Annotated in this window: 22 protein-coding genes; 7 read left to right on the plus strand and 15 right to left on the minus strand. The window is 43.9% G+C overall.

The features are described from left to right. Positions 1-17: 17 nt before the first annotated feature. The 3 genes from ACTW1R_RS14170 to ACTW1R_RS14180 all read left to right on the plus strand — a co-directional run bounded on the left by ACTW1R_RS14170 (position 18) and on the right by ACTW1R_RS14180 (position 4,353). The gene (locus ACTW1R_RS14170; RefSeq protein WP_005228086.1) at positions 18-1,100 is read left to right on the plus strand and encodes a phosphomevalonate kinase; all 1,083 of its coding nucleotides are present in this window, start codon (positions 18-20) and stop codon (positions 1,098-1,100) included. Next, positions 1,097-2,137 carry a type 2 isopentenyl-diphosphate Delta-isomerase gene (gene fni, locus ACTW1R_RS14175; protein ID WP_208769673.1) on the plus strand — a complete coding sequence of 347 codons (1,041 nt, stop codon included), beginning with the start codon at positions 1,097-1,099 and terminating at the stop codon, positions 2,135-2,137. The genes ACTW1R_RS14170 and fni overlap by 4 nt, the downstream gene beginning before the upstream one ends. 293 nt (positions 2,138-2,430) lie before the next feature. Then, a complete protein-coding gene (locus ACTW1R_RS14180; RefSeq protein ID WP_205820685.1) occupies positions 2,431-4,353 on the plus strand; it encodes a heavy metal translocating P-type ATPase in 1,923 nt (640 codons plus the stop codon). A gap of 81 nt (positions 4,354-4,434) precedes the next feature. On the opposite strand, the gene celB is transcribed toward ACTW1R_RS14180, so the two are convergent. The 4 genes from celB to rpsO all read right to left on the minus strand — a co-directional run bounded on the left by celB (position 4,435) and on the right by rpsO (position 10,424). Next, the gene (gene celB, locus ACTW1R_RS14185) at positions 4,435-5,775 is read right to left on the minus strand and encodes a PTS cellobiose transporter subunit IIC (RefSeq protein ID WP_015510395.1); all 1,341 of its coding nucleotides are present in this window, start codon (positions 5,773-5,775) and stop codon (positions 4,435-4,437) included. 2 nt (positions 5,776-5,777) lie between these two features. After that, positions 5,778-7,178, minus strand: coding sequence for a glycoside hydrolase family 1 protein (locus ACTW1R_RS14190; RefSeq protein WP_167821427.1), 1,401 nt, complete (start codon positions 7,176-7,178; stop codon positions 5,778-5,780). 211 nt (positions 7,179-7,389) lie between these two features. Beyond that, positions 7,390-9,507: a polyribonucleotide nucleotidyltransferase gene (gene pnp / locus ACTW1R_RS14195; protein ID WP_005231801.1), complete on the minus strand. Its 2,118-nt coding sequence runs from the start codon at positions 9,505-9,507 to the stop codon at positions 7,390-7,392. Between the two features lie 647 nt (positions 9,508-10,154). Beyond that, the gene (rpsO, locus tag ACTW1R_RS14200; RefSeq protein WP_005228072.1) at positions 10,155-10,424 is read right to left on the minus strand and encodes a 30S ribosomal protein S15; all 270 of its coding nucleotides are present in this window, start codon (positions 10,422-10,424) and stop codon (positions 10,155-10,157) included. Positions 10,425-10,640: 216 nt separating this feature from the next. On the opposite strand from rpsO, the gene ACTW1R_RS14205 reads away from it, so the two are divergent. After that, a complete protein-coding gene (locus ACTW1R_RS14205; protein ID WP_005228070.1) occupies positions 10,641-11,501 on the plus strand; it encodes a MurR/RpiR family transcriptional regulator in 861 nt (286 codons plus the stop codon). A 226-nt stretch (positions 11,502-11,727) separates the two neighbouring features. On the opposite strand, the gene ACTW1R_RS14210 is transcribed toward ACTW1R_RS14205, so the two are convergent. The 5 genes from ACTW1R_RS14210 to ACTW1R_RS14230 form a co-directional block, all read right to left on the minus strand. Continuing rightward, positions 11,728-13,038 carry a family 20 glycosylhydrolase gene (locus ACTW1R_RS14210; RefSeq protein WP_167821426.1) on the minus strand — a complete coding sequence of 437 codons (1,311 nt, stop codon included), beginning with the start codon at positions 13,036-13,038 and terminating at the stop codon, positions 11,728-11,730. Between the two features lie 322 nt (positions 13,039-13,360). Further along, positions 13,361-13,900 (minus strand): flavodoxin domain-containing protein, encoded by a 540-nt coding sequence (locus ACTW1R_RS14215; RefSeq protein WP_167821425.1) that lies wholly within the window; start codon positions 13,898-13,900, stop codon positions 13,361-13,363. A 33-nt stretch (positions 13,901-13,933) separates the two neighbouring features. After that, positions 13,934-14,503 (minus strand): TetR/AcrR family transcriptional regulator, encoded by a 570-nt coding sequence (locus ACTW1R_RS14220; protein ID WP_271813116.1) that lies wholly within the window; start codon positions 14,501-14,503, stop codon positions 13,934-13,936. Between the two features lie 281 nt (positions 14,504-14,784). Further along, positions 14,785-15,966, minus strand: coding sequence for an AI-2E family transporter (locus ACTW1R_RS14225; protein ID WP_005228027.1), 1,182 nt, complete (start codon positions 15,964-15,966; stop codon positions 14,785-14,787). A 15-nt stretch (positions 15,967-15,981) separates the two neighbouring features. After that, positions 15,982-16,335 (minus strand): PTS glucitol/sorbitol transporter subunit IIA, encoded by a 354-nt coding sequence (locus ACTW1R_RS14230; RefSeq protein WP_005228025.1) that lies wholly within the window; start codon positions 16,333-16,335, stop codon positions 15,982-15,984. Between the two features lie 118 nt (positions 16,336-16,453). Here ACTW1R_RS14230 and ACTW1R_RS14235 point away from each other — a divergent pair, with 118 nt between their 5' ends. From ACTW1R_RS14235 to ACTW1R_RS14245, 3 genes are read left to right on the plus strand one after another with little or no spacing between them, the layout of a single operon-like run. Then, positions 16,454-17,476, plus strand: a complete 1,023-nt coding sequence (locus ACTW1R_RS14235) for a lactonase family protein (protein ID WP_271813119.1) — start codon at positions 16,454-16,456, stop codon at positions 17,474-17,476. Positions 17,477-17,495: 19 nt separating this feature from the next. Continuing rightward, complete coding sequence (locus ACTW1R_RS14240) at positions 17,496-17,846, plus strand: hypothetical protein (RefSeq protein WP_005233740.1); 351 nt, start codon at positions 17,496-17,498, stop codon at positions 17,844-17,846. Between the two features lie 33 nt (positions 17,847-17,879). Further along, the gene (locus ACTW1R_RS14245) at positions 17,880-18,041 is read left to right on the plus strand and encodes a hypothetical protein (RefSeq protein ID WP_005228019.1); all 162 of its coding nucleotides are present in this window, start codon (positions 17,880-17,882) and stop codon (positions 18,039-18,041) included. A 43-nt stretch (positions 18,042-18,084) separates the two neighbouring features. Here the strand turns inward: ACTW1R_RS14245 and ACTW1R_RS14250 are convergent, their stop codons facing one another. The 6 genes from ACTW1R_RS14250 to ACTW1R_RS14275 all read right to left on the minus strand — a co-directional run bounded on the left by ACTW1R_RS14250 (position 18,085) and on the right by ACTW1R_RS14275 (position 25,162). Beyond that, on the minus strand, positions 18,085-19,632 hold the full coding sequence (locus ACTW1R_RS14250; protein WP_489927306.1) for a bifunctional metallophosphatase/5'-nucleotidase: 1,548 nt from the start codon (positions 19,630-19,632) through the stop codon (positions 18,085-18,087). Between the two features lie 176 nt (positions 19,633-19,808). Continuing rightward, complete coding sequence (locus ACTW1R_RS14255) at positions 19,809-21,092, minus strand: ABC transporter substrate-binding protein (protein WP_015510416.1); 1,284 nt, start codon at positions 21,090-21,092, stop codon at positions 19,809-19,811. A 16-nt stretch (positions 21,093-21,108) separates the two neighbouring features. After that, a complete protein-coding gene (locus tag ACTW1R_RS14260) occupies positions 21,109-22,401 on the minus strand; it encodes an MBL fold metallo-hydrolase (RefSeq protein ID WP_005228016.1) in 1,293 nt (430 codons plus the stop codon). Continuing rightward, positions 22,385-23,203: a carbohydrate ABC transporter permease gene (locus ACTW1R_RS14265; protein WP_005228015.1), complete on the minus strand. Its 819-nt coding sequence runs from the start codon at positions 23,201-23,203 to the stop codon at positions 22,385-22,387. The genes ACTW1R_RS14260 and ACTW1R_RS14265 overlap by 17 nt, the downstream gene beginning before the upstream one ends. Before the next feature lie 4 nt (positions 23,204-23,207). Further along, the gene (locus ACTW1R_RS14270; RefSeq protein ID WP_005228014.1) at positions 23,208-24,089 is read right to left on the minus strand and encodes a carbohydrate ABC transporter permease; all 882 of its coding nucleotides are present in this window, start codon (positions 24,087-24,089) and stop codon (positions 23,208-23,210) included. Then, positions 24,089-25,162, minus strand: coding sequence for an ABC transporter ATP-binding protein (locus tag ACTW1R_RS14275; protein ID WP_271813124.1), 1,074 nt, complete (start codon positions 25,160-25,162; stop codon positions 24,089-24,091). The genes ACTW1R_RS14270 and ACTW1R_RS14275 overlap by 1 nt, the downstream gene beginning before the upstream one ends. Positions 25,163-25,225 lie beyond the last annotated feature (63 nt).

Consider the following 25,225-nt stretch of genomic DNA (forward strand, 5'->3'; position numbering starts at 1 on the left):
CGATTAGGAGTGTCGAAATGATTGAACTATCCGTTCCTGGAAAACTATTTATTGCTGGTGAATACGCCGTTGTCGAACCTGGTCATCCTGCAATCATCGTTGCCGTTGACCAATTTATCACGGTCACTGTTGAAGAGGCCCGTAAAAACGGCAGCATCCAGTCTGCCCAATACAGCGACCTGCCGATTCGCTGGACGCGTCGTAAAGGCGAATTAGTCTTAGACCACCGAGATAACCCGTTCCACTATATTTTGGCAGCCATTCGTCTGACGGAAAAATATGCCCAAGAAAAAGGCATCCCCCTTTCCTTTTACGATTTAAAAGTGACCAGTGAACTGGATAACTCGAATGGTCGCAAATATGGCCTCGGTTCCAGCGGTGCCGTGACTGTTGCCACGGTCAAAGCATTGAATCTGTACTATCAAATGGACATGGATCGGTTGACCCAATTCAAAATTGCGGCTCTTGCCCATCTCGCTGTTCAAGGCAATGGGTCGTGCGGTGATATTGCGGCCTCTTGTTATGGCGGCTGGATCGCTTTTTCAACCTTCGATCACGACTGGGTCTTAGCCAAACAAAAAGACCATACCTTAACAGAATTGATCGCTTTCGATTGGCCAGGATTATCGATCCGTCCCTTGACGGTTCCGAAATCTCTTCGACTATTGATTGGCTGGACAGGCTCTCCTGCCTCCACCTCTGATTTAGTGGATCAAGTCTATCAATCCAAAGAAGAAAAAGAAAACGCCTATGCGGCCTTTTTAGCAGCCAGCAAAGACTGCGTCAATCGATTGATCGACGGCTTCTTAAATGAAGACAGTCGCACGATCAAAAAAATGATCACGGAAAATCGAAAGCTCCTGCGGGAGTTGTCCGCACTGACTGGTGTGCCGATTGAAACTCCAGCACTTAAAAAGCTTTGTGATCTAGCAGAAAATTATTGTGGTGCAGCCAAATCTTCCGGTGCCGGCGGCGGCGATTGCGGTATCGTGATCGTTGACCAAAAAACCGGTATTTTACCATTGATGAGTGCGTGGGAAAAAGCCGAGATCACCCCATTGCCGCTGCATGTTTACCATTACCGGGAGGACCTATCATGAATCGAAAAGATGAACATGTTTCCTTAGCAAAAGCGTTCCATAAAGAACACAGCAACGATTTTGATGCAGTTCGCTTGGTTCACCAGTCGTTTCCACAAATTGACGTGGCTGATGTGTCAATTGCGACGACTGTCTTTGACCGCTCATTTTCCAGCCCTTTTTTCATCAATGCCATGACCGGCGGCAGTGAAAAAACCTTAAAAATCAATCAAGAGTTAGCAGAGATCGCACAAGCCTGTGAGTTGATGATGGCAACCGGCTCCGTTTCGGCTGCCTTAAAAGACCCAAGTGTCGCCGATTCTTTTCGTATCGTCCGTAAAGCCAATCCTGACGGCTTCTTATTAGCCAATATTGGCGCGGGCAGTCCCGTTGAAAATGCACAGCGGGCAGTGGAGCTCTTTGGTGCCGATGCCTTGCAGATCCATCTGAATGCACCGCAAGAATTAGTGATGCCAGAAGGCGATCGTCAATTTAGCCAATGGCTGTCCTTATTGGAAAAAACGATGGCTTCTGTTGCCGTTCCTGTTGTCGTCAAAGAGGTCGGCTTTGGGATGTCCCGTGAAACGATCCAGCAGTTACTGGCGATCGGCGTACAAACGATTGATGTTGCTGGCAGCGGCGGCACAAGTTTTACTCAAATCGAAAATGCTCGTCGAAAAAAACGTGAATTGGCGTATTTAGACACCTTTGGTCAATCCACAGTGATTTCCTTGCTGGAAGCAAATGAGATCCAACAGCCCTTTACCCGCATCGCTTCAGGCGGAGTTCGGGATGCTTACGATATCTTCAAAGCACTTTGCCTTGGTGCCGATAGCGTAGGACTATCCGCCACGATCCTCGTGCTGCTTTTGTCAAAAGGCAAAGAAGAAACCATCGCCACCTTACAATCATGGAAGGAACAGCTGCAGCTGCTCTACACAATGGCAGGACAGACAAGCACCAAAGACCTTACCAAGGTTCAGCTGATTTTTTCTGGTGCTGTCAAAGAGTGGTGTGAAGCACGTCAGATTTCCTTAGCAAAGTATAGTTTGCGTTAAGCAATCCAATCGCTGACTACCACATCAAATAAGTAAAAGCAGTACAATTCGTTTTTTATTGTACTGCTTTTTTTGTGTTCTTTTTTCTATAATAGTAAGTTTCCATTTATCATTTGGATAGTAATGTTATTTAATCGCTACTTGATAATCACTTTCATTATCAGGTACGTTGTTTTTTTACCATCTTGTTTTCGAATGTGCTATGCTCAAGTTGAGGGAGGAACAATCGATTGTTTCTTGAGAAAAGGATCGGTTTTTCATTCCTAGACTACATTCAAAAGGAGGCGTTTCTTATGAGTAAATCAGAATCGTCGGCTGTTTTTTCAACGATCGCTTGTTTGCTATTGATGGCAACTGGCTTTCTTATGGCATCTTTTTCCATTCCTTACAGCTTTGTCCCTTATCTGTTAGCGATTCTTGCTGGTGGTTGGAAACAAACCTGGGAAGGCACGCAAGAATTGGTGCACGACAAACGGTTGAACGTCGATCTATTGATGGCATTAGCCGCCATTGGTGCCTGTATCATTGGTCATTGGTTTGAAGGGGCGATGTTGACCTTTATCTTTTGTTTGAGCGGTGCCCTTGAGGAATATACGACCAACAAAAGTACGCGAGAAATCAGTTCATTAATGGCACTGCAACCAACGACTGCCTTAAAAATGATTGAAAGTGGCGAGCTCGTCGAAGTACCAGTGGAAGCCCTTCAGTTAAAAGATACGATTATGGTGGCAAAAGGCAGTGCGATCCCAATCGATGGTATCGTGATCCAAGGAAGCAGCAGCGTTGATGAGGCGGCCATCAGTGGCGAATCCATTCCTGTCGAGAAACGTTTAGGCAGTGAAGTCTTTGGGGGAACCATCAACCTCGGACAGCCATTGTACATTGAAGTTACTCAAACGAGTGAAAACACTCGCTTTGCAAAAATCATTCAATTGGTGGAAGAAGCACAGCAAATGCCAAGTCAAACGGCGACCCTGATAGAGAAAATCGAACGGATCTATGTGCCGATCGTCTTGATCGCCGTCCCGCTAATGATCGTTTTGTGTACGTTTTTCACGAATTGGGGGTTCCAAGAAAGCTTTTATCGCGGCATGGTCTTACTGGTGGTGGCATCTCCTTGTGCTTTAGTCGCCTCTGCTACTCCTGCGACCTTAGCAGCCATTTCTCACGCTGCTCGTTTAGGCGTTTTATGCAAAGGCGGACAAGCCTTAGATGCCTTTGCCAATGTCAAAGCGATCGCTTTTGACAAAACCGGAACGCTGACTCGTGGCAAACCTGCTGTCACTGATGTCCATCTGTTGCTGGATGAACCCTTTATTCCCCAACTGATCGTCGGGATGGAAAAACAATCAAATCACCCATTGGCTGAAGCGATCTTGGCGTATTTTCATGATGAAAAGCCGTTGGAATTAGCCGTGGAAGAACAAGCGGGGGTCGGTCTAGCCGCCACTTACCAAGCTGCCCATTGGACGATTGGAAAAGAAGTCGATCTAACCTCTGTTGCTGCCAGTGAGCAAACCCGCATCCACGAATTGAAAGCAGCTGGAAAAACCTTGATTTATATCAATCGTGACCGTGTGTTAGCAGGGTATTTAGCGCTATTGGATCAGCCCCGTCCTGAAGCTCGTGAGAGTCTTGCCTACTTCAATGAGCAGGGGATTCACACGACGATGCTGACGGGTGATCATTTAGGTACTGCTAAAGTGATCGCAGCAGAAATCGGCTTGTCTGACTACGAAAGTGATTGCCTGCCTGATGAGAAAACCACTCGGATCAAAGAAATGAAAGAAACTTATAAAATCAATGCGATGGTCGGTGATGGGATCAACGATGCCCCCGCCTTAGCGACCGCAAGTGTGGGGATCGCGATGGGCGAAGGAACCGACGTCGCAATGGATGTGGCGGACATCGTCTTGATGAAAAATGATTTGCTGCGCTTGGTCGACAGTCACCGTTTGGCTAAAAAATTACAGCGGATCATCAAACAAAACATCGTCTTTTCTATCAGCGTCATCTTGTTGCTGATTGCTTCAAACTTCCTTGAATTTCTCACGCTGCCTCTAGGGGTCGTGGGTCATGAAGGAAGCACGATCTTAGTTATCTTAAACGGGTTGCGTATGCTTTTGCCATTACACAAAGAAACACCCCATCAAGCCAAACCAACTCGCAAAGATTGTGATGATTGCGTCTTGTATCAACAGTCTTTGCATACGTGATCACTACTTGCATTAGAAAAACGCCCGTTGTTGGCACTTCACTAGAAGTCCATCAACGGGCGTTTTGCTGTTTTTTCCTATTTATGCGTGATTGGCAAGTTGTTCCGTGTAGAGTTTGCCATCGTACATCTTAAAGAATGGATAATAGCAGAGAATGGAAACCCCTAAGTTGATCAAAGCGATCAGGATGGCTCGGAAATCACCGCCGGTTCCTAAAAACGCCCCAATTCCGACTGGCGAGATCCAGGGAATGCCAGTAATGACTTTATCGACAAAGCCAAATGAGCTAGCAAAGTAAGCAATCGTGACGTTGATCAAAGGGGTTACGATAAAGGGGATGATCAAATACGGATTGTAGACGATCGGTGCCCCGAAGATCACTGGTTCATTGATATTAAAAAGTCCTGGTAAGATCGCTGCTTTTCCTAAGACTTTGAGCTGTTGTGATTTTGCCACAAACAGCATCAATAAAACCAATCCAAGCGTACTTCCTGCGCCGCCCATAAAAATATACATGTTCACGAAATCCCCAGCAAAAATATTATTGGCACCATCGATATTTTCCGTTAGAGCCACCAACAGGATGGGATTGATGAAACTATTTTTAATAACAGCCGTCCCATGAACCCCCACTGCCCATAAGAGATGGATAAGGAGCATAATCACGATGATTCCTAACCAAGAACCCGTCAACTCTTTCACGAATTCAAAGGGTTTGGACAGCAATCCGTGAAGATCCGTGTGGAAAACCGCCAGTACTCCGTTGATCGCCACCATCAAAAAGGCGATCAAAATCGCTGGGATCAATGACGCAAATGCTTTGCTGACTCCATCGGGAACTCCTTCAGGCATCTGGATGGTGATCTTTCTTCTTACACAAAAACGATAGACCGACGTAGCAAGCACTGCGGTGATGATCCCAATAAAGATGCCTACCCCGCTAAAGCGTGTGATCCAACCGCCTATGGCGATTCCATTGTAAACAATGGCAGTTTCGCTTTCTGACTGCAGCAATTGAGCTGCCCCGTCGGTAATGTCGACTTGAATGATCGTCATTAAAAAGGCAAACAAACTTAATAACGCCCCTACAAAACTGCTCATAGTCAAATGATCTTCTTTATGATAAATCTCAGTTAAATAATACCCTGTTGCTAAACAATAAAAAACAGCAATCGAGCCGACAGACATCGTGGTCACGACACTATAGAGCGGTGAAAATCGTAAAATCGTTTGTTCGAAAAAGCCAGCCAGTGGTGGAATGATCTGCGGTAAATTATTGATGATCAAAAAGATCGATCCGACGATCGTAAAAGGGACCGTAATGATCCCTGCTTGCATGATTGCGCGAATAAAGCGTAAATTCGCCAACTTATTCAAAGGCGGCATCAAACGCGTTTCTAAAAAGGTAAAAACACTTGTCATCGTTACTCCTCCAACGAAGGGATCGCCCCTTCTTCAATCAGCTTTTGATACCAATAAAAGCTATCTTTTCTCACTCGTTTTTGTTCTTTTTCCTGTGCATCATTGCGATCCACGTAAATGAAGCCATACCGTTTTCGAATCCCCTCATGTACACTGATCAAATCAATGGCAGACCACGGACTGTATCCGATCAGATCCACCCCAGCATTGATCGCGGCTAAGCATTGGCTGATATGCTGCGACAAATAATCGATACGGTACGGATCATGAACCGTGCCATCTGCTTCTAGATGATCTTCTGCCCCTAAGCCGTTTTCGGTAATGATGATCGGTAAGTGGTAACGATCATAAAGAGTCTGCAACGTCGTTTTCAGCCCCAAGGGATCGATGGTCCAATTGAAGGCATTTTTCTTCAAGAACGTATTGGTGAACCCTTTGTAAAAACCACGCTCCATAATGTCTTCACTTTGCTGATCGCTGATACCGTTTTTCATATCCCCAGCTTCCGTCGGCTGCTCCACTGTCACTGTGGTGTAGAAGTTCATCGCGACAAAGTCAGGCAGAGCCCGTTTCATCAACGCCTCATCCTCCGGACCAAAGTCAATCGTGAGCCCGTTTTGGTTCAAATAATCTTGAAAGACCGTGTTGTAACGACCGAAGCAGGCAAAATCAAGGTAAGCCCAGTTCCGGACACTGTTGAAGTACAACGCTGCTTGGTTGTCTTCTGGTCGACTAGTCGCCGCATAGACCAACGAAATATTCGGCACCGGTCCGATTTTGCCATTCGGAACGATTTCATGACACGCTTCGAAAGCATATTTTTCAGCGATCATCAGGTGATGAAATTGCTGGTATTTTTCTGATAATGGAATTTTTTTCCCTAATATTTTTTGATCCACCAGCAGCATGATATTTGGTTCATTGATCGTCAGCCAGTGCGTCACTCGATCCCCATAGGCTGTAAACAGCGTTTTGGCATATGCGGCAAATGCCTCAACAGTGCTGCGTTTTGTCCAGCCGCCTTCGTCTTCCAATGCTTGCGGCAAGTCAAAATGGTTCAACGTCACAAAGGGCTGAATTCCGTGTTTTAGCAATTCATCAATGACATCGCTGTAATGATCCAATCCTTTTTGATTGACGGTACCGCGCCCTTCTGGTAAAATTCGCGACCAAGCGATCGAAAAGCGGAAAATTTTGATCCCCATTTCTGCTAACAAGGCGATATCCTCTTTGTACTTGTGGTAATGGTCGACAGCCACTGTAAAATCTGCGATCTCATGGTTGTCTCTTGGACGAGTATCTTGGACACTCAGCCCCTTACCGTCGGTTTGATACGCCCCTTCGGTTTGGTGCGCGGAAATCGATGCTCCCCACAAAAAATCGGTTGGAAATGTTTGTTTCATATCGTACTCCTTATCCTAAATAAGATGCGTTTGACATCTTAGAATTATTGCTTGCATGGCAAAGACAATATTCTGAATTATCTCTTATTTTTCGCGGTAACGCAAAAAATAACTCCTGTCAAGTAAGACCCTCTTGAAGAGCTGCTACTTAGACACAAAAAAAAGCAAAGTCCAGTTTCCTAGACTTTGCTTATGATTTAGAAGTAGCAGCTTATTTTTTCTCTGCTTTGTCTTCGTTCAATAGTGCTTTTCTTGAAAGGTTCACACGACCTTGTTTGTCGATTTCTGTAACCTTCACTAAGATTTCGTCGCCTTCTTTGACAACGTCTTCCACTTTGTTGACCCGTTCGTTCGCAAGTTGTGAAATATGAACTAAGCCGTCTTTGCCTTTGATCAAGTTGACAAACGCACCGAATTTTTCAATACGGACAACTTTCCCAAGGTACACTTCGCCAACTTTTACTTCTTTCGTCAATTCTTCAATGATCTTGATGGCTTTTTGGATCATTTCTGCATCAGCAGAAGCAATCGAAACTTTTCCGTCTTGATCGATATCGATTTTCACGCCAGTTTCATCAATGATGCCATTGATGGTGTCGCCGCCTTTACCGATTACATCTTTGATCTTCGCAGGATCGATTTGGATCATTTCGATCTTCGGTGCGTATTGGCTTAACTCTTCACGAGGAGCAGCCAATGTTGATGTCAATTCATTTAAGATTTCCATCCGCGCTTTTTTCGCTTGATCTAATGCTTCTGTCAAGATTTGTTCAGTGATTCCTTGGATCTTGATATCCATTTGTAACGCAGTGATCCCATCTTTGGTTCCAGCAACTTTAAAGTCCATATCGCCAAGGTGATCTTCTAAGCCTTGGATATCAGTTAAGATCGTGTAGTTTTCACCATCAGATACAAGTCCCATTGCGATACCTGCAACTGGTGCTTTGATTGGCACCCCTGCATCCATCAACGCTAAGGTTCCTGCACAAATACTTGCTTGAGAAGAAGAACCATTTGATTCTAATACTTCTGCAACTAGACGGATTGTGTAAGGGAAGTCTGTTTCATCAGGAATCACTTGTGCTAAAGCACGTTCGCCTAATGCACCATGACCGATTTCACGACGTCCTGGTGAGCCAGCACGACCAGTCGAACCAACAGAAAATTGAGGGAAGTTGTAATGGTGGATGAATCGTTTTGATTCTTCAACCCCTAATCCATCAATGATTTGGTGTTCACCTAAAGGTGCCAACGTACAAGCAGACAATGCTTGAGTTTGTCCCCGAGTAAATAGACCAGAACCATGAACACGTGGCAATAAGCCAACTTCTGATGCCAATGGACGGATTTCGTCTAATTGACGGCCATCCGGACGAATCTTGTCGATGGTGATCAATTCGCGAACCACATCTTTTTCAAGATCTTCTGCGATTTGTTTCACTTCTTTCAAGAATTGTGCTTCCTCTTCATGTCCAGCAAATTTTTCTGCATATACTTCTTTCACTGTGTCTTTGACTTTATCGATCTCGTCTTCACGAGCCAATTTTTCTTCCGTCATAACAGCAGTTTTCATTGTTTGGTAGTAGCCGTCGAAAATTTCTTTTTTCAAGTCAGCATCTACTTGTAACAATTTGACTTCCATTTTTGGTTTGCCCACAGCTGCGACAACTTCTTCTTGGAAGGCAACCAATTCTTTGATAGCATCAAAACCGAATAATAACGCACCTAACATGTCTTCTTCAGAAACTTCTTTCGCTCCTGATTCAACCATGTTGATGGCTTTTTTCGTTCCAGCTACTGTCAATTCGATATCGGTTTGTTCTGCTTGTTCTACTGTTGGATTCAAGACGTATTCGCCATTGACCCGACCGACATCGACACCAGCGATCGGTCCGTCAAACGGGATATCTGAAATAGATAACGCTAAAGAAGAACCTAACATTGCTGCCATTGCAGGCGTACAATCTTGTTCAACACTCATTACGATGTTTGTAACTTGTACTTCGTTACGGAAGCCTTCCGCAAACATTGGACGGATCGGACGGTCGATCAAGCGGGCAGTCAAGGTTGCTTCCGTACTTGGACGTCCTTCACGTTTGATAAAGCCACCAGGTACTTTCCCTACGGCATACATTTTTTCTTCGTAATTGATCGTTAATGGGAAAAAGTCGGTATCTTTTGCTTCCTTAGATGCAACCGCTGCACTTAGGACAACCGTATCACCATAACGAACCAATACAGCTCCGTTTGCTTGCTTGGCTAATTGGCCAACTTCTACTTCTAATGGGCGGCCGCCCCAAGTTGTTTTGAATACTTGTTTTTCTGTCATGTTCTGCTCCTTTTTCATCGGATCCCAGCAAGTCACTACTAAACAAATGAAAAAATCGGAATGTCGTTCCGCTGCTTTCATTTGGTTAGTAGGATGCTGCTTACAAGGACCCAAAATTCTTTTTGGCTGCGCTTTTTGATTCACCAGTCAAAAGGCCGCTATTTCGGTGTTTCACTTTTTAGATGGCTCAAGCTTACCTGTCAGCCTGCATCACCTGTTTTAGCCGACAATGCAGTCGCAGTGATTCCGCTGCTTGGTTACTACGTTCGCTGCTCTCGCCTAGTAGGTTTCATCATCTGCTCTGTGCGGCTTGCGCCGCTCAGTCGCAGTGATTCCACTGCTTGGTCACTACGCTCGTTGCTCTCGCCTAGTACTATTCATCATCTGCTCTGTGCGGCTTGCGCCGCCCAGTCGCAGTGATTCCACTGCTTGGTCACTACGCTCGTTGCTCTCGCCTAGTACTATTCATCATCTGCTCTGTGCGGCTTGCGCCGCCCAGTCGCAGTGATTCCACTGCTTGGTCACTACGCTCGTTGCTCTCGCCTAGTACTATTCATCATCTGCTCTGTGCGGCTTGCGCCGCCCAGTCGCAGTGATTCATAGCAAAAAAGTGAGATTCGGGTTGAACCTCACTTTTCTTTGTTTGATTAACGACGTAATCCTAAAGCTTGGATTAATTCGCGGTAACGTTGTACGTCTTTTTGACGTAGGTAAGCTAATAAGTTACGACGATGTCCAACTTTTTTCATCAACCCACGGTATGAATGGTGGTCTTTTTTGTGCATACGTGCATGTTCGTTCAAATGGTTGATTTCTTCTGTTAAAACAGCGATTTGAACTTCTGGAGAACCAGTATCTCCTTCATGACGTGCAAATTTGTTGATGATTTCGTTTTTGCGTTCTTTTGAAATTGCCATGTTTTTCACCTCTTTTTCTTTTTCCCCTGCGACTGAGTAAAACGTTGGTGATTCGTTAAACCAAGTAACAGGTACTGTGCTTTTCACACGTAATTACTTTACTTGATTCTAAGTAAAAAAGCAAGTTTATCTACCTATTCTTTTCGTTTCTTTTGAAAGCTCCTCCAAAACTTATGTTATACTTAGGATACTACTCTATCTAAAGGAAGTGTAAGGATGAGCGTTCTTTCCCGAATCGAGAGCATGAAAAATGAATTATCGCTTTCTGAGAAGAAACTCTTCGCATTCATGGAGGCCAATCCTGAAAAAGTGCCGTCGATGACTGCGAGTCAATTAGCAGAAGCCACTGGGATCAGTGCACCAACCGTTGTACGTTTTGCGAAAAAAACCGGCTTTGCTAGTTTGACAGATTTAAAAATACAATTATCTGCCGAATCCGGCTTGCGCCACAATGCCAATGAGCATTTAGGTTATGCCGATGTTGAATTAAACGAGCCCTTTCATGCCATCACCTCAAAATTGAGCCACAATGCCCAGGTGACCATGAATGAGACGGCCCAATTATTAGAAGAACAGCTGATGTTGGCTGCCGCTGAACTGATCGCGACTCGTGAACGCATTTTTGTCTGCGGAATCGGTGCTTCCTCATTGATCGCACAAGATATCCAACAAAAATGGACTCGTTTAGGCAAGATCGTCGTGTTTGAAAATGACTACAATCTCTTGTTGCCGCAACTTGTCAAAAACGAGAAAAAAAGTCTGGTCTGGGTCATTTCCAACAGTGGACACACGCCTGAGATGGTTCACTTAGCCGAAATCGCTAAAAATCTTGGCGTTCCGATCCTGTCACTCACCCGCTTTGGCAGCAACCCGTTGACGAAGTTGGCGGATGTTCCCCTGCAAGTGTCCCGTTCCAAAGAAGCCAACCAGCGGAGTGCCGCTACCAATTCAATCATCGCCCACCTATTAGCGGTCGATGTCCTTTTCTATGTCTTTTTAAGTAAAAATGAAAAGCTGGCACGAAATATCTATGCGTCACGCCAAGCCATCGCTGATTTTCGTGAGAAGTATTTGTAAAATGTTAGGGAGCTATAGCCTCCTACTCTTTATTAAAGCGATGACTCTACCCATTGATGAAACGTTTTTTACCAATCAAAGACAAGAGGCTGAATGTCATCAGCCTCTATTTTTTATGCTAAGCAATGATCCCCGTTGTAGAATGAACTGGACGTTGCATTCATTCTTACTCCGTCTCGCTATATAAAATCCGCTCCTGTTTTCTCCTTGCTCGCGACTACTTTCCTCATTGCCCCTCCTCCAAATACGAGACTACCCACGAATCAAATAGTTTTTGATACGCAGCTTTTGGGCGGTCTTTTTCTTGATACACCTTTTGTGCGATGGCCGCTTGGAGCCAAAAAATCGCTTGGATCACTTCACGACTAGTCTGAGCCTCAGGTACATCCGCCCAGACGGATAAAGCGATCGCCTGTGTTTGTGCAAGCTGTTCCTGTGCAACTTGTTGTCCATTGGCAAACGTCGTCAACTGGAATTCATTGCTGATTTTTTCGTAGGTTGGATAAGTATAGCCTGCCGCTTCTCCTAAGACATAATAGAAAAAATTATCATTATGATTGATCATGGTATAGCCTTTTTCAAAAAAGACATCTGCCGGCGCCATATTCTGGTTCCAACGGGTCCAATAGGAGATTTGGCAATTCTCTGTCAACGTTGTCTGCTCTTGGCGATTCAAGCGGTAAAACCCATCATTCCAGACCCGCACAACAAAGCCGAGACTTTCAACAAAGGCCGCCAGCTCATTGACGTAATCAATAAAGACTTCGATTCCGCTAGCTTTTTCCCCATAGCGCTCGCGGGCTGCTTCGACCATTTGCGGAAAGTTTTCTAAATGATCAAAATCAATAAACTCATCGGCACCAATATGAAAATAGGTGCTGTCTTCAAACAGTTGCGCATATTCCCGATAAACTTCCTGAATAAAAGCTACCGCTTCTGAATCCAAAATGTTCAGTGCTCGATCATCACGCGTGCCATCGGCTGTCGGTAATTGCCACTCGGGCTTTTGAGCCAACACTTGCCGCAAATGACCAGGAGAATCAAAGTCCGGAATGATGGCAATGCGATGTTCGTGGGCATATGCGATCAATTCACGGATCTCTTGTTTGGTCAAATACTCCTCCGAAACGATTTCTGGAAATTGCTCTGATTCAATGCGAAATCCTTCATTCTCGGAAAAGTGTAGCTGTAGATGGGTAAACTGGAAACAAGCCATACTACGAACGACAGCTTTTAAATCCATCAAGGAGTAAAATTTGCGACCAATATCGATCATTAAGCAACGTTCGGGGATAGCCGCCGTATAAGAACCTTCCCGCAATTGATCAGTAAAGAAATCTCGCCAATATTTCGTTGTAGCAGGATAGACCTTCTCAGGAGTTGAGACAATGATCTGTTGCTTCTCAAAACGAAAATCCGCATCAAGTGATGGCCTGAGAACGATTTGGGGTTGGTGGTCTGGCATTTGCCAGCCCATTGTTGCAAAAAGAGCGGTTGCTTTTTTATAATCTACGAATTCATTGTGTGCTTCATTCATCTTCGTTTCTCCCAGTACAATTAATAATTTGTTCCCTTTTATGAAGGTTCCTTTCTATCATAACACCTGATTATAAGAACGTTTTCATTTTGAGAGATTTCTTAATAAGTACTAGTCAGAAAAGCCTGTCCTGTGTATGTTGGTTAATTGCCTATTCAAACGATCATCCCAGTAAAGCCAACAATTCTCATGTAGTTGTCGATCGATTCGTTATAACTTTTCTGGAAGGATGTGAATGGGAAAAAGAGCCAGCTTCCCAATGATATTTCGCTCCCCTACACTACTACAAAAGAAAAATCAGCTGAGCTGCAATTGGCCTTTACTATTGAAACAGTCCCTGCTCCAAATAATCCACCAACGGACCCAAGTACTTTTTATCTGTCCAATCACAATCTTGTCCGTTGGCTTCCATGAGTGCCTTCGTCTGTGGGTCATAGGTGTGCGGCGCTTTCTTAGCCGCAGCTTTTCTTAACATTTTCACTAAGTTTCGTTCAAAGAAATTCATTTTGCTTTCCTGCCATTGTCCTCTGCCGTAAAAAAGGGGGATGTCTTTTAGCGGACCCGTGAGATTCTGTTCTCTGAGTTTTTTCACAACATCTTCTTCAGGAGCAGAGGCTCCCGCACAAAAGATAAGTATCTCTTTGTCTTTTAGCTGGTTGGTATTCTTTTTTAAAAAGGACAGTCCAGCAATACCCGAAGCATAGATTCCCCCACAGAAGATAATTGTGTCATAATCCATTACTTCAGCTATTTTCGCTTTTGGGGTTTCTAGGCTGGAAAAACCTGTTGCATCTTGAAGCCAGTGGACATACTTTTTGACAGCGCCGTATTTCGATTGATAAACAATCATGCCGTTTTTCATGGGGGAACTCCTCTCTGCAGTTAGGACTGCACCTTATGGTTTTGTGCCAGCTATTGCTTGTTCTAAAAACGTTTCGTACGCTTTTTCCTGTTGTGCATAGATTTCATCTAGTGGAATACCGGGTGTCGTTACTGAGAAAATCGTACCGATTCCGATCGTGTAAATGAGCATATGCATGTGTAGCTGTTTGGCGGTTTCTATACTGATAGTCAAATCGACGGCAATCCTTTGGGCTACTTGAGGATTCGTCTCCAACTGATACAGATCTTCTAATGACGAAACATTCGCTCTTTTTTGTAAGACAAAAATACTCAAAATATGGGGTTCTTCTTTCGCCAATTGCAAATACGCGTGTCCGGTACTGCGAAACAGATCCTGGGGGTCGCTATGGGCTTCTAGATACGCTTGTAAAAATTGCCGTGCTTTCTGCTCTACTTCTGTTCGCAGGCCCTCCATATTGGTGCAGTAACTATAAATGGGCTGGACTGAACAGCCTAACTTCTCGGCAATGTTCTTGACGATCACGTGCTCCATACCGCCTTTTCGAGCAATCTCAAAGGCGGCATCAACCACCATTTCCTTTGTTATTCGTTGTTTCGGCATTCATTGCCCTCCCTAAGCACAAGTTGCGTTATATAAACTCTTTATATAAATCGATTATATTATTTAGTTCCTTCGAAGTCAATTGGGTCCAGGCCACTATCCCTCGCTCTTTCTATTGAATAAAGAGTTGTCTATTTCTCAAAAATCATCGTTCATAGGTTGTAAATCTTCCGTTACTTTCCAATGATTGCTGGCTCTTTTATCCGCACAAAAAAGGTACAGCCCACAGAAAAAGGCTGTACCGTAGATAATACGTATGGACTCTTTTACACTCGAAGCTGCTACACTTCTGGGGTGTCCTCTGGTGGCGCTTCGGGGATCGGTTCTTCCTCTTCATACAAGGAGGAAACCCGCGTATACCATTCAAACACATGGGTAATGACCACTTTAGCTGCCGCATACACAGGAATCCCTAAAATGACCCCAACAAGGCCAAACAGTTTTCCTGAAGTCAAGAGGACTAACAGGATCGTGACAGGATGAATCGACAACTCGTTTCCTAGAACTAATGGCGAAATCAAGCGGCCTTCAATGGTCTGCTCAATGACAAAGACGATCAGCACTTGGATCAGTAACACGGGTCCACCGACGATTCCTAAAAAGACCGCAGGGATCATGGCCAAAAAAGATCCTAAATAAGGGATTAAATTTAGAAATCCCGCTGCAATCCCCAGTGTGATGGCATAATCTAAGCCAATGATACTAAACCCGATCATAAACATCACTGCGACCGCAAACGCCACCGTCAGTTGTCCCCGAATATAGGAGGATACTTGATCGTTCATCTCTTTTAAGACGACCAGTGATGGCTGGCGCATTTTGGTTGGCAGAAATTTAACAAAATAAGGGGCTAGTTTACGGCCATCTTTCAGTAGGTAGAACAAAATAAATGGCATGGTAATGACCGCTAAAACGATCGTTGCAACGGCGCCGAAGAAACTGCCTAGATTTTGAATCGTGCTGCGGGAAAGGTTTTGGACGATATCCGTCAAAGAAGAAATCAGCTTCTCATTGGAGGCTTCGATCTGCTCTTGGACTTGCGAGAAGATTGGATCAGAGAGAATCTCATTCACCTTATTCTCGATGATCGTCAAGTAGCCTGGCAAATTATCCGCAAAGCTCATGGATTGCTCTTGGATCTTAGGGATGATCACCACCACACCCCAGACGATCAGACCAACCACTAAAATAAAGAGACCAAAAATACTGTAGATTCGTTTGATTCCCTTGCGTTCTAAGTAGTCGACGGTGGGGTTCATCAAGTAATACAAGATCCCCGCCAAAATGATTGGCAATCCGACGATGGCTAAAAATTGCCAGACGGGTTCAAACAAATACGACACTTTCGTAAAGAGCAGCAAAATCAAGAGAATCAATAAAATGACCAGCAAGCTGGTCACTGCTTGATTGTTTAAAAACCATTTCCAAAACCAGGAATGCGGCTTTTTCTGCGTTTCTTTCATAACATTCTTTGCCTCCTAGTCGTACGTCACCTGCATGCCGACTTCTAGTTTCGGCAGAACAGTTGGCGTTAAATAAATCGCACTTGAAAGCTGATCTTCAGCCGGCACTTCGTCAAAGACAAAGGTCACATGCTGGATCGTTTGCAGGATTTGGTTTACGACCGTCCCTACATATTGGACTTGATAGGTCTGATCACCAAAAGTGATCTGGTCCCCTTTTGTGACGACTAACGCTTGCGAATCAGGAATCGTTTGAATGACTGAATATTCTCGCAGTGTGTCGGTCGCTTCTTCCCCAAAAAAGATGATCATTCTTTCTTGCGAATCGATCGCTTGTGGACCGATTTCTTTGATCGTCCCTTTTTTCATATGACAAACTCCCCTTTCTATCTTCTTGTTTATTATAACATAAAGAGTTTTTCTACCCGCCCAAAACCGCATTCTATGGTAGAATTAAATAGGAATGAAACTATTAGGAGGTTTTTTTATGTTGCAAACGATTTATTTAGGTACGTACACTCGTCGCGAAAGTAAAGGGATCTATTCGATCGCTTTAGATACGGAAAAAGGAACACTGACCGATTTGACCTTATGCGCGGAAGAAAAAAGTCCGACTTATCTTGCCCGCAGTAAAAAAGAAGCAGTTTACAGCGTCACAGAAGTAGATGGCAACGGCGGCGCAGCTGCTTATACCCCAGACTTTACCTTGCTGAATACCGCAACAGAAGAAGGCGCACCACTTTGCTATGTAGCAGTTGATGAAACCCGTCAGCTTTTATATGGTGCCAACTACCATAAAGGTGAAGTGAATGTTTATAAAATTCTAGAGGATGGCAGCATCGAAGCAACGGACAGCATCTACCATGATGAACCCGTCGGCTCTCATGAAAACCAAGACAAACCTCATGTCCACTATACTGACTTAACACCAGACCAACGTTTAGCAGTTTGTGACCTTGGAACAGACCGGGTATATACTTATGATATTTCAGAAGATGGCAAACTGACAGAAGTTTCCGTTTACGTGGCAGAAGACGGAACTGGTCCACGTCACTTGGTCTTCCATCCAAATAACCAATACGCTTACTTAGTGGGCGAATTAGACAGCTCATTGACTGTTTTACGCTACAATGAAGCAGATGGCAGTTTTGAGAAAATCCAAAAGGTGCCAACGATCCCTGCGGACTTTACGGATTTCAACAGTGGCGCTGCGGTACGTATCTCGAACGATGGCCGTTTTGTTTACAGCTCAAATCGCGGCCATAATTCAATCGCTGTTTTTGAAGTAACCAATGAAGGCGCTGGCCTGACTTTTGTTCAATCAATCTCGACTGAAGGCGACTTCCCTCGCGATTTCGATTTGGACCCGACAAACGATTATCTCGTTTGTGCCAACCAAAATTCTGATAACCTAACGTTATACAAACGCGATGAAGCCACTGGCAAATTGACTGTCTTAGAAAAAGACATCTACGCACCAGAATGTGTCTGCGTCTTATTCAAAAAATAAAGTTTTGGAGGATTCCCCCATGTTTGATAAAACACCAAAGGAACTTGTGCTCAAAGATTTTTCTAATATCTACAATAAATGTCAATCAACCTTTGAACTAGTGACGAGCCGCAAATACAATGAATCATTGGTCCTATTAACGACTGCAGAAACGTATGCGATCGCTGAAAAAGCCTATATTCGCTGCGATACTGCCAAAGAGCTGCAAACAGCGGAAGTCATTGCTTTCTTTGATGCTTTTGAGATCTATTATTTTGAATTAAAACAAGTCCTTTTTCATGATGACGATGATTTTGTTTCTTTAAAAAATCGTTTAGAAAAAATGAAAGACACTTACGAAGCATTGACAGCCTCATTTCATTTGTTATGATGAAATCAAATCAAATGTGAAAAAGGTGACGTTATGAACCAAGAACAAGTGTTGGATCGTTTACGAGAAGAATTGGCCATGCCGTTTTTCGAAGCAAAACTAGAAGACAAAGAGTATTCCGAAGAAGACTATCAACAAGTCAAAGCGGATTTGGTAAAATACTTTGATGACTATGTACGCAATGTAGAAAATTAAGAAACAGCCTGCGATGATTCCTTCATCGCAGGCTGTTTTACTGTTATAACGTCACTAGAAAGTTTTGATTCGTCGTAGCTTCGATTTGAGGATGCTGTTTTAAATAGTCAGCAATCAGTTCCGTCATATCGACTTGAATCTCACGAACGATTTTTTCGGCAGAAAACATGGCGTAGTTGCCACCACCTACTGCACGGTATTGGTTAATGACGATCTCTAATTCTTGATCCATCGCAATGGCTTTTTCTTCAAAGTCCAAGCGGGTGATTCGCTGACCGACGGGTTGACTAAGATCGATCGTATACTCGATGCCTTCATACATATCGTAGTTATAATATTGCGGTTTTGGCTCAATAAAAGCAGGATTGAAGACGATCTGACCGTCAACAACGGCTAAATAATCCGCCGTTTGTTCTAAAGCGGCTTTTAATTCGGCACCTGTTATTTTGACTACAGCTAACGTATTTGGGTAAATATAATTAGTGATCACATCTCGCATCGTGATGGTTGCGCCAAAGCCTTTGCCTTCATTGTTGAAAAGAGCAGTACCAGAAATTTTGGCGCCGCTGGCAGCCATCTGAACATGATTGATGAATTCAATATAAGGATGCTCTTTCAAGCGTGCCCCCATCGGATCGGTGATTCGCATATCCCCACTGACTTTGCCTAACGGCTGATCTAGCCAGGTTTGTAATTCTTCTTCGATGGGTGCTAACAAAGCCAACGTCTCTTGATCTGGGACAGCATCTGCAACAGGGATCAACGCAGCCGTACTGTTTGTGACATGAACCCCTGTCTGATTTTTTTCAACCGTCAATTCGATGGCGCCGATAAAGCTTCCACGATAACCGGGCTGTACAACGGGGACACCATTGATTTTTGTGGCGATCTCACGGTGCTGGTGTCCTGTGAAGAACGCATCGATTCCTGAGACTTCCTGCAATAATTGATAGCCCTCATTTTCACCAGTCAATAATTCGGTCGGTTCTCCAGTGACTAAATCACGCTCGAAGCCGCCATGGTAGCTGACGACAACGATATCGGCTTGTTCTCTTAAGTAAGGCACATAGTTTTTCGCTGTCTCAACGATGCTGACAAACTGCATCCCGCGAATCGTCGCAGGCTGTTCCCAATGAGGAATATATGGCGTCACCATTCCTAAGATCGCGATCTTTACCCCTTCTTTTTCAATGATGGTGTAAGCTTGGCCAAAGAATGGTTCTCCCGCTTCATTTAAAATATTCGCTGCGAGTACTGGTGTTTGGTAGCTGGCGATCGCTTCTTGCAAATAAGACAGACCATAGTTGAACTCATGATTGCCTAAGACATGGACATCAACGTCCAGGTGGTTGACGACAGCGGTCAATGCGGCAACGGAGTGCTGGCTTTTGGCGATGTAATAGCTTAAGGGCGAGCCTTGGATAAAGTCGCCATTTTCGATCGTTACGACCGGTCCGGTGGCTGCTTGACGTAGCTCTTTCATTTTGGTAGCAACTTTTGCCACGCCGAATCCTTGTTCCGTGTCATCGGCAAAATTGGTTGGATAGACATAGCCATGCATATCGCTCGTTTCTAAAAACGTGATTTTCATTCAAAAGACTCCTTTTCCCCTCAATAGACCAAAAGGGCATGCGCATAAGTCGAAAACCCTCGAAAGCCAGCATTTTCTGCTTCCTTGTGTCTTCAAACCTTATGGCACAAACCCTTTTGTCTTTCATTCTCAGGTGTTTCCCTGATTATACCCTATTTTGACGAAGAAATTCAGAATTATTGGTTCCAAGCATCTTCTAATTGTGGTTTTGCGTTTTCAATCAATTGATCGACATCTTGATCTGTATTAGACAAAATGTTTTCCATGATTGAACGCATTTCATTGTAAGCAGGATCAGCATTTTCAATCACTGGGATCGAGAACAATTCTTTGGTTGCATCTTCTAATTTAGCAGCGACTTTTGTTTCAGGATTGTTTTTGTATTCATCGCTTTCCAAAACAGATTCAACAACTGGCATGTAGCCGGTATCGATCGCCCATGTTTTTTGCGCTTCTGGCGAAGTTAAGTATTTCATGTATTCAAAAGCAGCGGTGCGTTGCTCTGGTGTTGCGCTGTTGAACATATACAAGTCAGTTCCTTGTTGCAAGTTGATTGGTTCTGGACGAGCTGCTACGTCATATTCAAATTTGCCTTCGGTATCTTTTTTAACAAAGCCTTCCCCTGCGATTGAGCCGACATACATTGCGACTTGCTCATTGGCAAATGGTCCAGACAAGTATTGATCAGAACCAGCGATTCGGAAGTAGCCGTCTTTGACACCATCTAGGTAGTAGTTGATGACTTCTTTTGATTCATCGCTGTCTAATTGCAAGTCTTTGTCAAAATCAACGCCTTGATTTTTCATTGCGATGGCATAGTAGTTGTTTAATGAGTCAAAACCAGCACCTACGACTTCACCGTTTGATTTTTCGTAGATTTCTTGAGAAGCTTCTTTTAATTCTTCCAGGTTTGTTGGTACGTCAATACCATACTCGTCTAACATGTCTGCATTGTAAAACAGCATTTCTGTAGATTTGTTGAAAGGAATCCCGTATTGCACGCCGTCGATTTGTGCACCATCTAAAAGGGCACTGCGGATCTCTTCTTGGTCACCCCAACCGATAGTATCATCGTTGATGTATTCGCCAAGGTCAACTAGCATGTCATCTTGGGCAGCATTCCATAACCAACCAGGATATGCTTGGGTGATAGTTGGCAGATCTTTTGGTGAAGGCAAGGTTGAATTTACCTTTGCTTGCAGATCAGAGTAGCTTGATTGATTTTGCAATTCGATCTTGATGTTTGGATTTTCGTCCATGAATTGCTCGGTCAATTTCGTCAATGATTCTTCTTGCGCACCATTCATTGCATGCCAAAAGGTGACAGTCGTATCTTCGCTTAGTTCTGTAACGATTTCATCACTTTCCGTAGAACCAGATGAATCGTTGTTGTTTCCACAAGCCCCTAATACCAATGTCGCGGCTGCAGCTGCTGCAAATGCAAGTTTCTTTGTTTTCATTTTTTCCTCTCCTCTATCACTCTAAAATAATTTTTTCACCGCGTTGCGGCAATATTCTTTCACCATACGGATTCACCAGATTTTCTGGTTTCAGCGTATGGATTGGAACCAATCGTTGGGGCTCGATCCATGCAATGATCTGATCTAAATCAGCTGGTTTCGCATGTCCCGAGTTTGGCAAACGGACAAATTCGATCTCCAGTGCTGCCAATTGATCCAAAAAGACTTGATAAGCTGGATCAAAATCGCCTAACGGCTGCGCATCACTGTGAATATACAAACCACCCGTCTGCAAGTTTTCAAAATGCGCGACCGCTTGCCAAAGGTACTGGCTCGTGTCGGCACATAATGCCTGATAAGAAATGGCGAAGGCTGGATCGAGAGTCGCTGGTACTTGATCATCGATCGTATAGAACGGTACATCTTTATTGAAAATTTCTTTCAACAAAGCAGCTTGCGTCGCCTCTAAAACAACCGTCCGCGGCGCGGCTTCAACAAGCGCCATAAAGCGCTCGACATTGGCTGGATAGCCATTGAAAGTAATTTGTCGTTGGGGATTTTCTTTGACCAAACGCACGAAGGTCTCGATCAATTCTGTTTCACTTTCCACTGTGATCGCTTTGGGGTCCGGTTCTCTTTCTGGAAAGCTGATGCTGACCCCTTCCATCATCAATAGATCCGTGTGTTTGGCTAACTGACAGAATTCTTTGGTACGCTCTGGATGATAGCCATGCAAACGCAAATCACCGGTATAAGCGATAAAATGATCTGGCGTGCGAATCAACAAAGCTGCCGCACCGTACGCATCATGATCGACTGGAATGATCTCGACTTCGATTTCCCCGACCCGAATCACATCATGGGGTTCTAAGCCGATCAATTCACGGACAAAGCTTTTTTCTTCATGAGGAACGGGCAGCAAGAAGTCCCCTTTTTGATTCAACACTTCGAGGATCGCTTTGGTTTCCTTCAAGGTGTACATAGGAATATTTGGGTCTAAAAAGTTGATCATCTTGGAATGATCCAGATGGGCGTGGGAAAGAAAAACTGCTGTTTCTTGGTATTCTTTCGTTTCGCTTCCTTGGTACGTGTAGTCTAAGCGTGGATCGTAGACATTTTTCAGTTCTGGTATCCAGCGATGCGCAACTAACGTTTGTAATTCTTCATCTGGTAAGGGTGTTTCTGGATGATACTCCGAACCGAAGTCAAAAAAGATATGGGCATCTTTGTACGCAACTTCGATGACGGTCCCTCCAATCGTTAAGATCCCGCTATGAAAGGTAATCGTCGTTTTATCCTTTGATGCCATCTTTAGCCACTCCTTTGATAATTTCTTTTCTAAAGATCAAGTAAATGATCAGAATTGGAATGACGGTCAAGGTCGCTGCCGCCATTTGTAAATGAACATCGCTGCCGCTTTCTGTGGTAAAGGCAGCCAACCCATTATTTAAGAGGCGGTATTTTTTCTCATTGGTTACTAGCAACGGCCATAAGAAGGAATTCCAGCTAGAGATGAAAGTCAAGATCCCGACTGTCACCAAGGCTGGTTTTGACATGGGGATCAAAATCCGCCGAATGTAAGCCAAATCGCTAGCACCGTCGATTTTGGCCGCTTTGTAAAAGGTATTGGAAATACTTTGCAAATAACCGTTTAAATAATAGATGTAAAAAATACTGGTCAGAAAGGGAATGATCAACGCACTATACGTATTCAATAAGCCCATTCGCGCAATCGTATTGTAATTGGTGAAAATGATCGATTCATAAGGAACCATCAATAACGAGATCATCAATCCGATAACTAACCGTTTGTATTTGAATTCAAGACTAGTCAATGCAAAGGCAGCTAGAATCGCAGTGATCAGCGTCGCGATAGTCGTCACCGCGGAAACGAAGACCGTATTAAAGAAGTAGCGTAAAAACGGTGCTCGGGTAAAAACTTCCCCGTAGTTGCTCCACTGGAAAGACTCTGGCATGATCGTCGGTGGAATACTGGTTGCTTCACTGTAGGTCATTAGACCAGCTAAAATCATATAGACAAAGGGAAACAGCGTGATCACTGCTAAAATTGCTAAAAACAGCATCGAAACAATCGTGACAATTTTTTTCATTCGTTTATTCGCCCACTTTCTTCAAAAGTTTATTTTGGATAAAGGTGACGAGCAAAATAATGATGAACAAGATCACGGTTGCCGCCATTGCAATCCCCGGACGTCCGGCGATATGGAATTTGTCATAAATATAAAAGACTGCCGTGGTTGCACTGCGGGCGATCCCTGGCTGTCCGCCAAACAAGGCATATACTTGAGTATAGACTTTAAAGGCACTGATCAGATTGACCGTTAACAAGAAGGCAAAAGTCGGGATCAACTGCGGAAAGGTGATTTTCCGAAAAATCTCGCCATCGGTGGCGCCAAACATTTTTGCGATTTTGTAGTGTTCTTTGTCGATGTTGCGCATTCCTGCCAACAAGATAATAATGTTGAAGGCGAGGCTCGTCCAAACGCCAAAGATGATCAAGGTCGTCATACTCATATTGACATTATCCAGCCAGTTGACTGGTGGAATGCCGACAAGACTCAACAAATAGTTGATGATCCCGTAAGAGCCATTGAAAAAGTAGCGAAACACGATCCCGATGGCAATCGTACTCGTGACATAAGGCATAAAAAAGATCGTTTCAAAAAAACTTTTGTATTTGACTTTTTCAAAAATGATCCACGCAATCGCTAAAGAAAGGATCAACGCGATCGGTACGACCGCAAAAGCAAAGAGCGCCGTATTTTGCAGTGCTCGAAAGAAGACTGGGTCCGTTAAAACCCTTTGATAGTTCTCAAGCCCAGCATACTGTTGGTTAATCAAGGTTCCTTTTTGGAAACTCATGATGAAGGAACGAAACAGCGGATATACACTGAATAAGAAAATAATGACCAATGAAGGCAGTAAAAACAGCCATGCTTTCGGTTGGTTCTCAGGGTTATAATTTTTTTTGAACATTAGTAGACCCGCTCTCCTTTTTCATCAAAGATAAAGGCTTTTTTGTAATGAAAATCAAATGACACTTGCGCGCCTTCTTCAATGATTTCTTCAATACTAACGATCGATTTCATATGTTTGTCAGCCAGATCAAAGTTCAAGATTCGTTCTCGTCCGATCAGCTCCACACTCTTGACTTCCGTTTGGAACAAACTTGCTTGCAAGGTGGTCAGCACATCTTCTGGACGAATGCCTAACGTGTATTGGCCGTCTGTTAATGGTTTCTTGAAGCGAAGGTCGGTAAATCGGTCAACTGGTACAGTGAAGGCAGGATGGATCATTTGGCCATCTTTGACTTCTACTGGCAAGATGTTGATGATTGGATTACCGATGAATTTCGCTACAAAAAGATTGTTTGGTTCTAAGTAAAGGTTTTGCGGATCATCATTTTGTTGAATGATCCCCTCGTTCATCAAGATGATCTTATCACTGATAGAAAGAGCTTCTTCTTGGTCATGGGTCACGAAGATCGTGGTGATGCCCACTTCTTTGACTAACCGACGGATCTCTTCACGGATCTTCAAGCGCAAACGGGCATCTAAGTTACTTAATGGTTCATCCAGTAGTAAGACTTCTGGACTTTGCACCAAGGCACGCGTGATCGCTACCCGTTGCTGCTGTCCGCCAGAAAGGGTTCCTGGTTTTTTCTGACTTAACTCTTCAATATTGGTCAGTTTCATGAACTTTTCAGCAATTTTCTGTGCTTCGTTTTTCTTGATCTTTTTCTCTCCGACTGTCAGTGGAAACATGACATTTTCTAAAACAGTCATATGGGGATAAAGGGCATAATTCTGAAAAACAAACCCGATATTGCGGTCTTTTGGCTCGGTCTTAACAACGGAAGAACCATTAAAGCGGATATCACCATCGGTGGGACTCAACAACCCCGCGATCAAATTCAATATCGTCGATTTCCCACAACCACTTGGTCCCAACAAACAAACCAAATCGCCTTTTTCTATTGTAAAATCTACTGCTTTCAAGGCTTCAAACTTATTATCGAAAACCTTCTTCAACCCGACTACTTCTATCAAAACTGCCCCTCCATTTTCTCTTTTTCCTCCGAATAGTTGACTGGCATTTCAAGTCACAAAAAA

Source organism: Enterococcus sp. R12 (assembly GCF_058135755.1).

Bases quoted from the DNA above. Each gene is read 5' to 3' on its own strand.
- ACTW1R_RS14225 (WP_005228027.1), bottom strand. From the start codon at position 15,966: ATGAAAGAAACGCAGAAAAAGCCGCATTCCTGGTTTTGGAAATGGTTT.
- ACTW1R_RS14215 (WP_167821425.1), bottom strand. From the start codon at position 13,900: ATGAAAAACGGCATGATTGTTTATCAATCGAAATACGGCGCTGTCAAA.
- ACTW1R_RS14205 (WP_005228070.1), top strand. From the start codon at position 10,641: ATGAGCGTTCTTTCCCGAATCGAGAGCATGAAAAATGAATTATCGCTT.
- ACTW1R_RS14230 (WP_005228025.1), bottom strand. From the start codon at position 16,335: ATGAAAAAAGGGACGATCAAAGAAATCGGTCCACAAGCGATCGATTCG.
- ACTW1R_RS14245 (WP_005228019.1), top strand. From the start codon at position 17,880: ATGAACCAAGAACAAGTGTTGGATCGTTTACGAGAAGAATTGGCCATG.
- ACTW1R_RS14255 (WP_015510416.1), bottom strand. From the start codon at position 21,092: ATGAAAACAAAGAAACTTGCATTTGCAGCAGCTGCAGCCGCGACATTG.
- ACTW1R_RS14235 (WP_271813119.1), top strand. From the start codon at position 16,454: ATGTTGCAAACGATTTATTTAGGTACGTACACTCGTCGCGAAAGTAAA.
- ACTW1R_RS14265 (WP_005228015.1), bottom strand. From the start codon at position 23,203: ATGAAAAAAATTGTCACGATTGTTTCGATGCTGTTTTTAGCAATTTTA.
- celB (WP_015510395.1), bottom strand. From the start codon at position 5,775: ATGACAAGTGTTTTTACCTTTTTAGAAACGCGTTTGATGCCGCCTTTG.
- ACTW1R_RS14260 (WP_005228016.1), bottom strand. From the start codon at position 22,401: ATGGCATCAAAGGATAAAACGACGATTACCTTTCATAGCGGGATCTTA.
- ACTW1R_RS14240 (WP_005233740.1), top strand. From the start codon at position 17,496: ATGTTTGATAAAACACCAAAGGAACTTGTGCTCAAAGATTTTTCTAAT.
- ACTW1R_RS14190 (WP_167821427.1), bottom strand. From the start codon at position 7,178: ATGAAACAAACATTTCCAACCGATTTTTTGTGGGGAGCATCGATTTCC.
- ACTW1R_RS14210 (WP_167821426.1), bottom strand. From the start codon at position 13,038: ATGAATGAAGCACACAATGAATTCGTAGATTATAAAAAAGCAACCGCT.
- ACTW1R_RS14180 (WP_205820685.1), top strand. From the start codon at position 2,431: ATGAGTAAATCAGAATCGTCGGCTGTTTTTTCAACGATCGCTTGTTTG.
- fni (WP_208769673.1), top strand. From the start codon at position 1,097: ATGAATCGAAAAGATGAACATGTTTCCTTAGCAAAAGCGTTCCATAAA.
- ACTW1R_RS14270 (WP_005228014.1), bottom strand. From the start codon at position 24,089: ATGTTCAAAAAAAATTATAACCCTGAGAACCAACCGAAAGCATGGCTG.
- pnp (WP_005231801.1), bottom strand. From the start codon at position 9,507: ATGACAGAAAAACAAGTATTCAAAACAACTTGGGGCGGCCGCCCATTA.
- ACTW1R_RS14170 (WP_005228086.1), top strand. From the start codon at position 18: ATGATTGAACTATCCGTTCCTGGAAAACTATTTATTGCTGGTGAATAC.
- rpsO (WP_005228072.1), bottom strand. From the start codon at position 10,424: ATGGCAATTTCAAAAGAACGCAAAAACGAAATCATCAACAAATTTGCA.
- ACTW1R_RS14220 (WP_271813116.1), bottom strand. From the start codon at position 14,503: ATGCCGAAACAACGAATAACAAAGGAAATGGTGGTTGATGCCGCCTTT.
- ACTW1R_RS14250 (WP_489927306.1), bottom strand. From the start codon at position 19,632: ATGAAAATCACGTTTTTAGAAACGAGCGATATGCATGGCTATGTCTAT.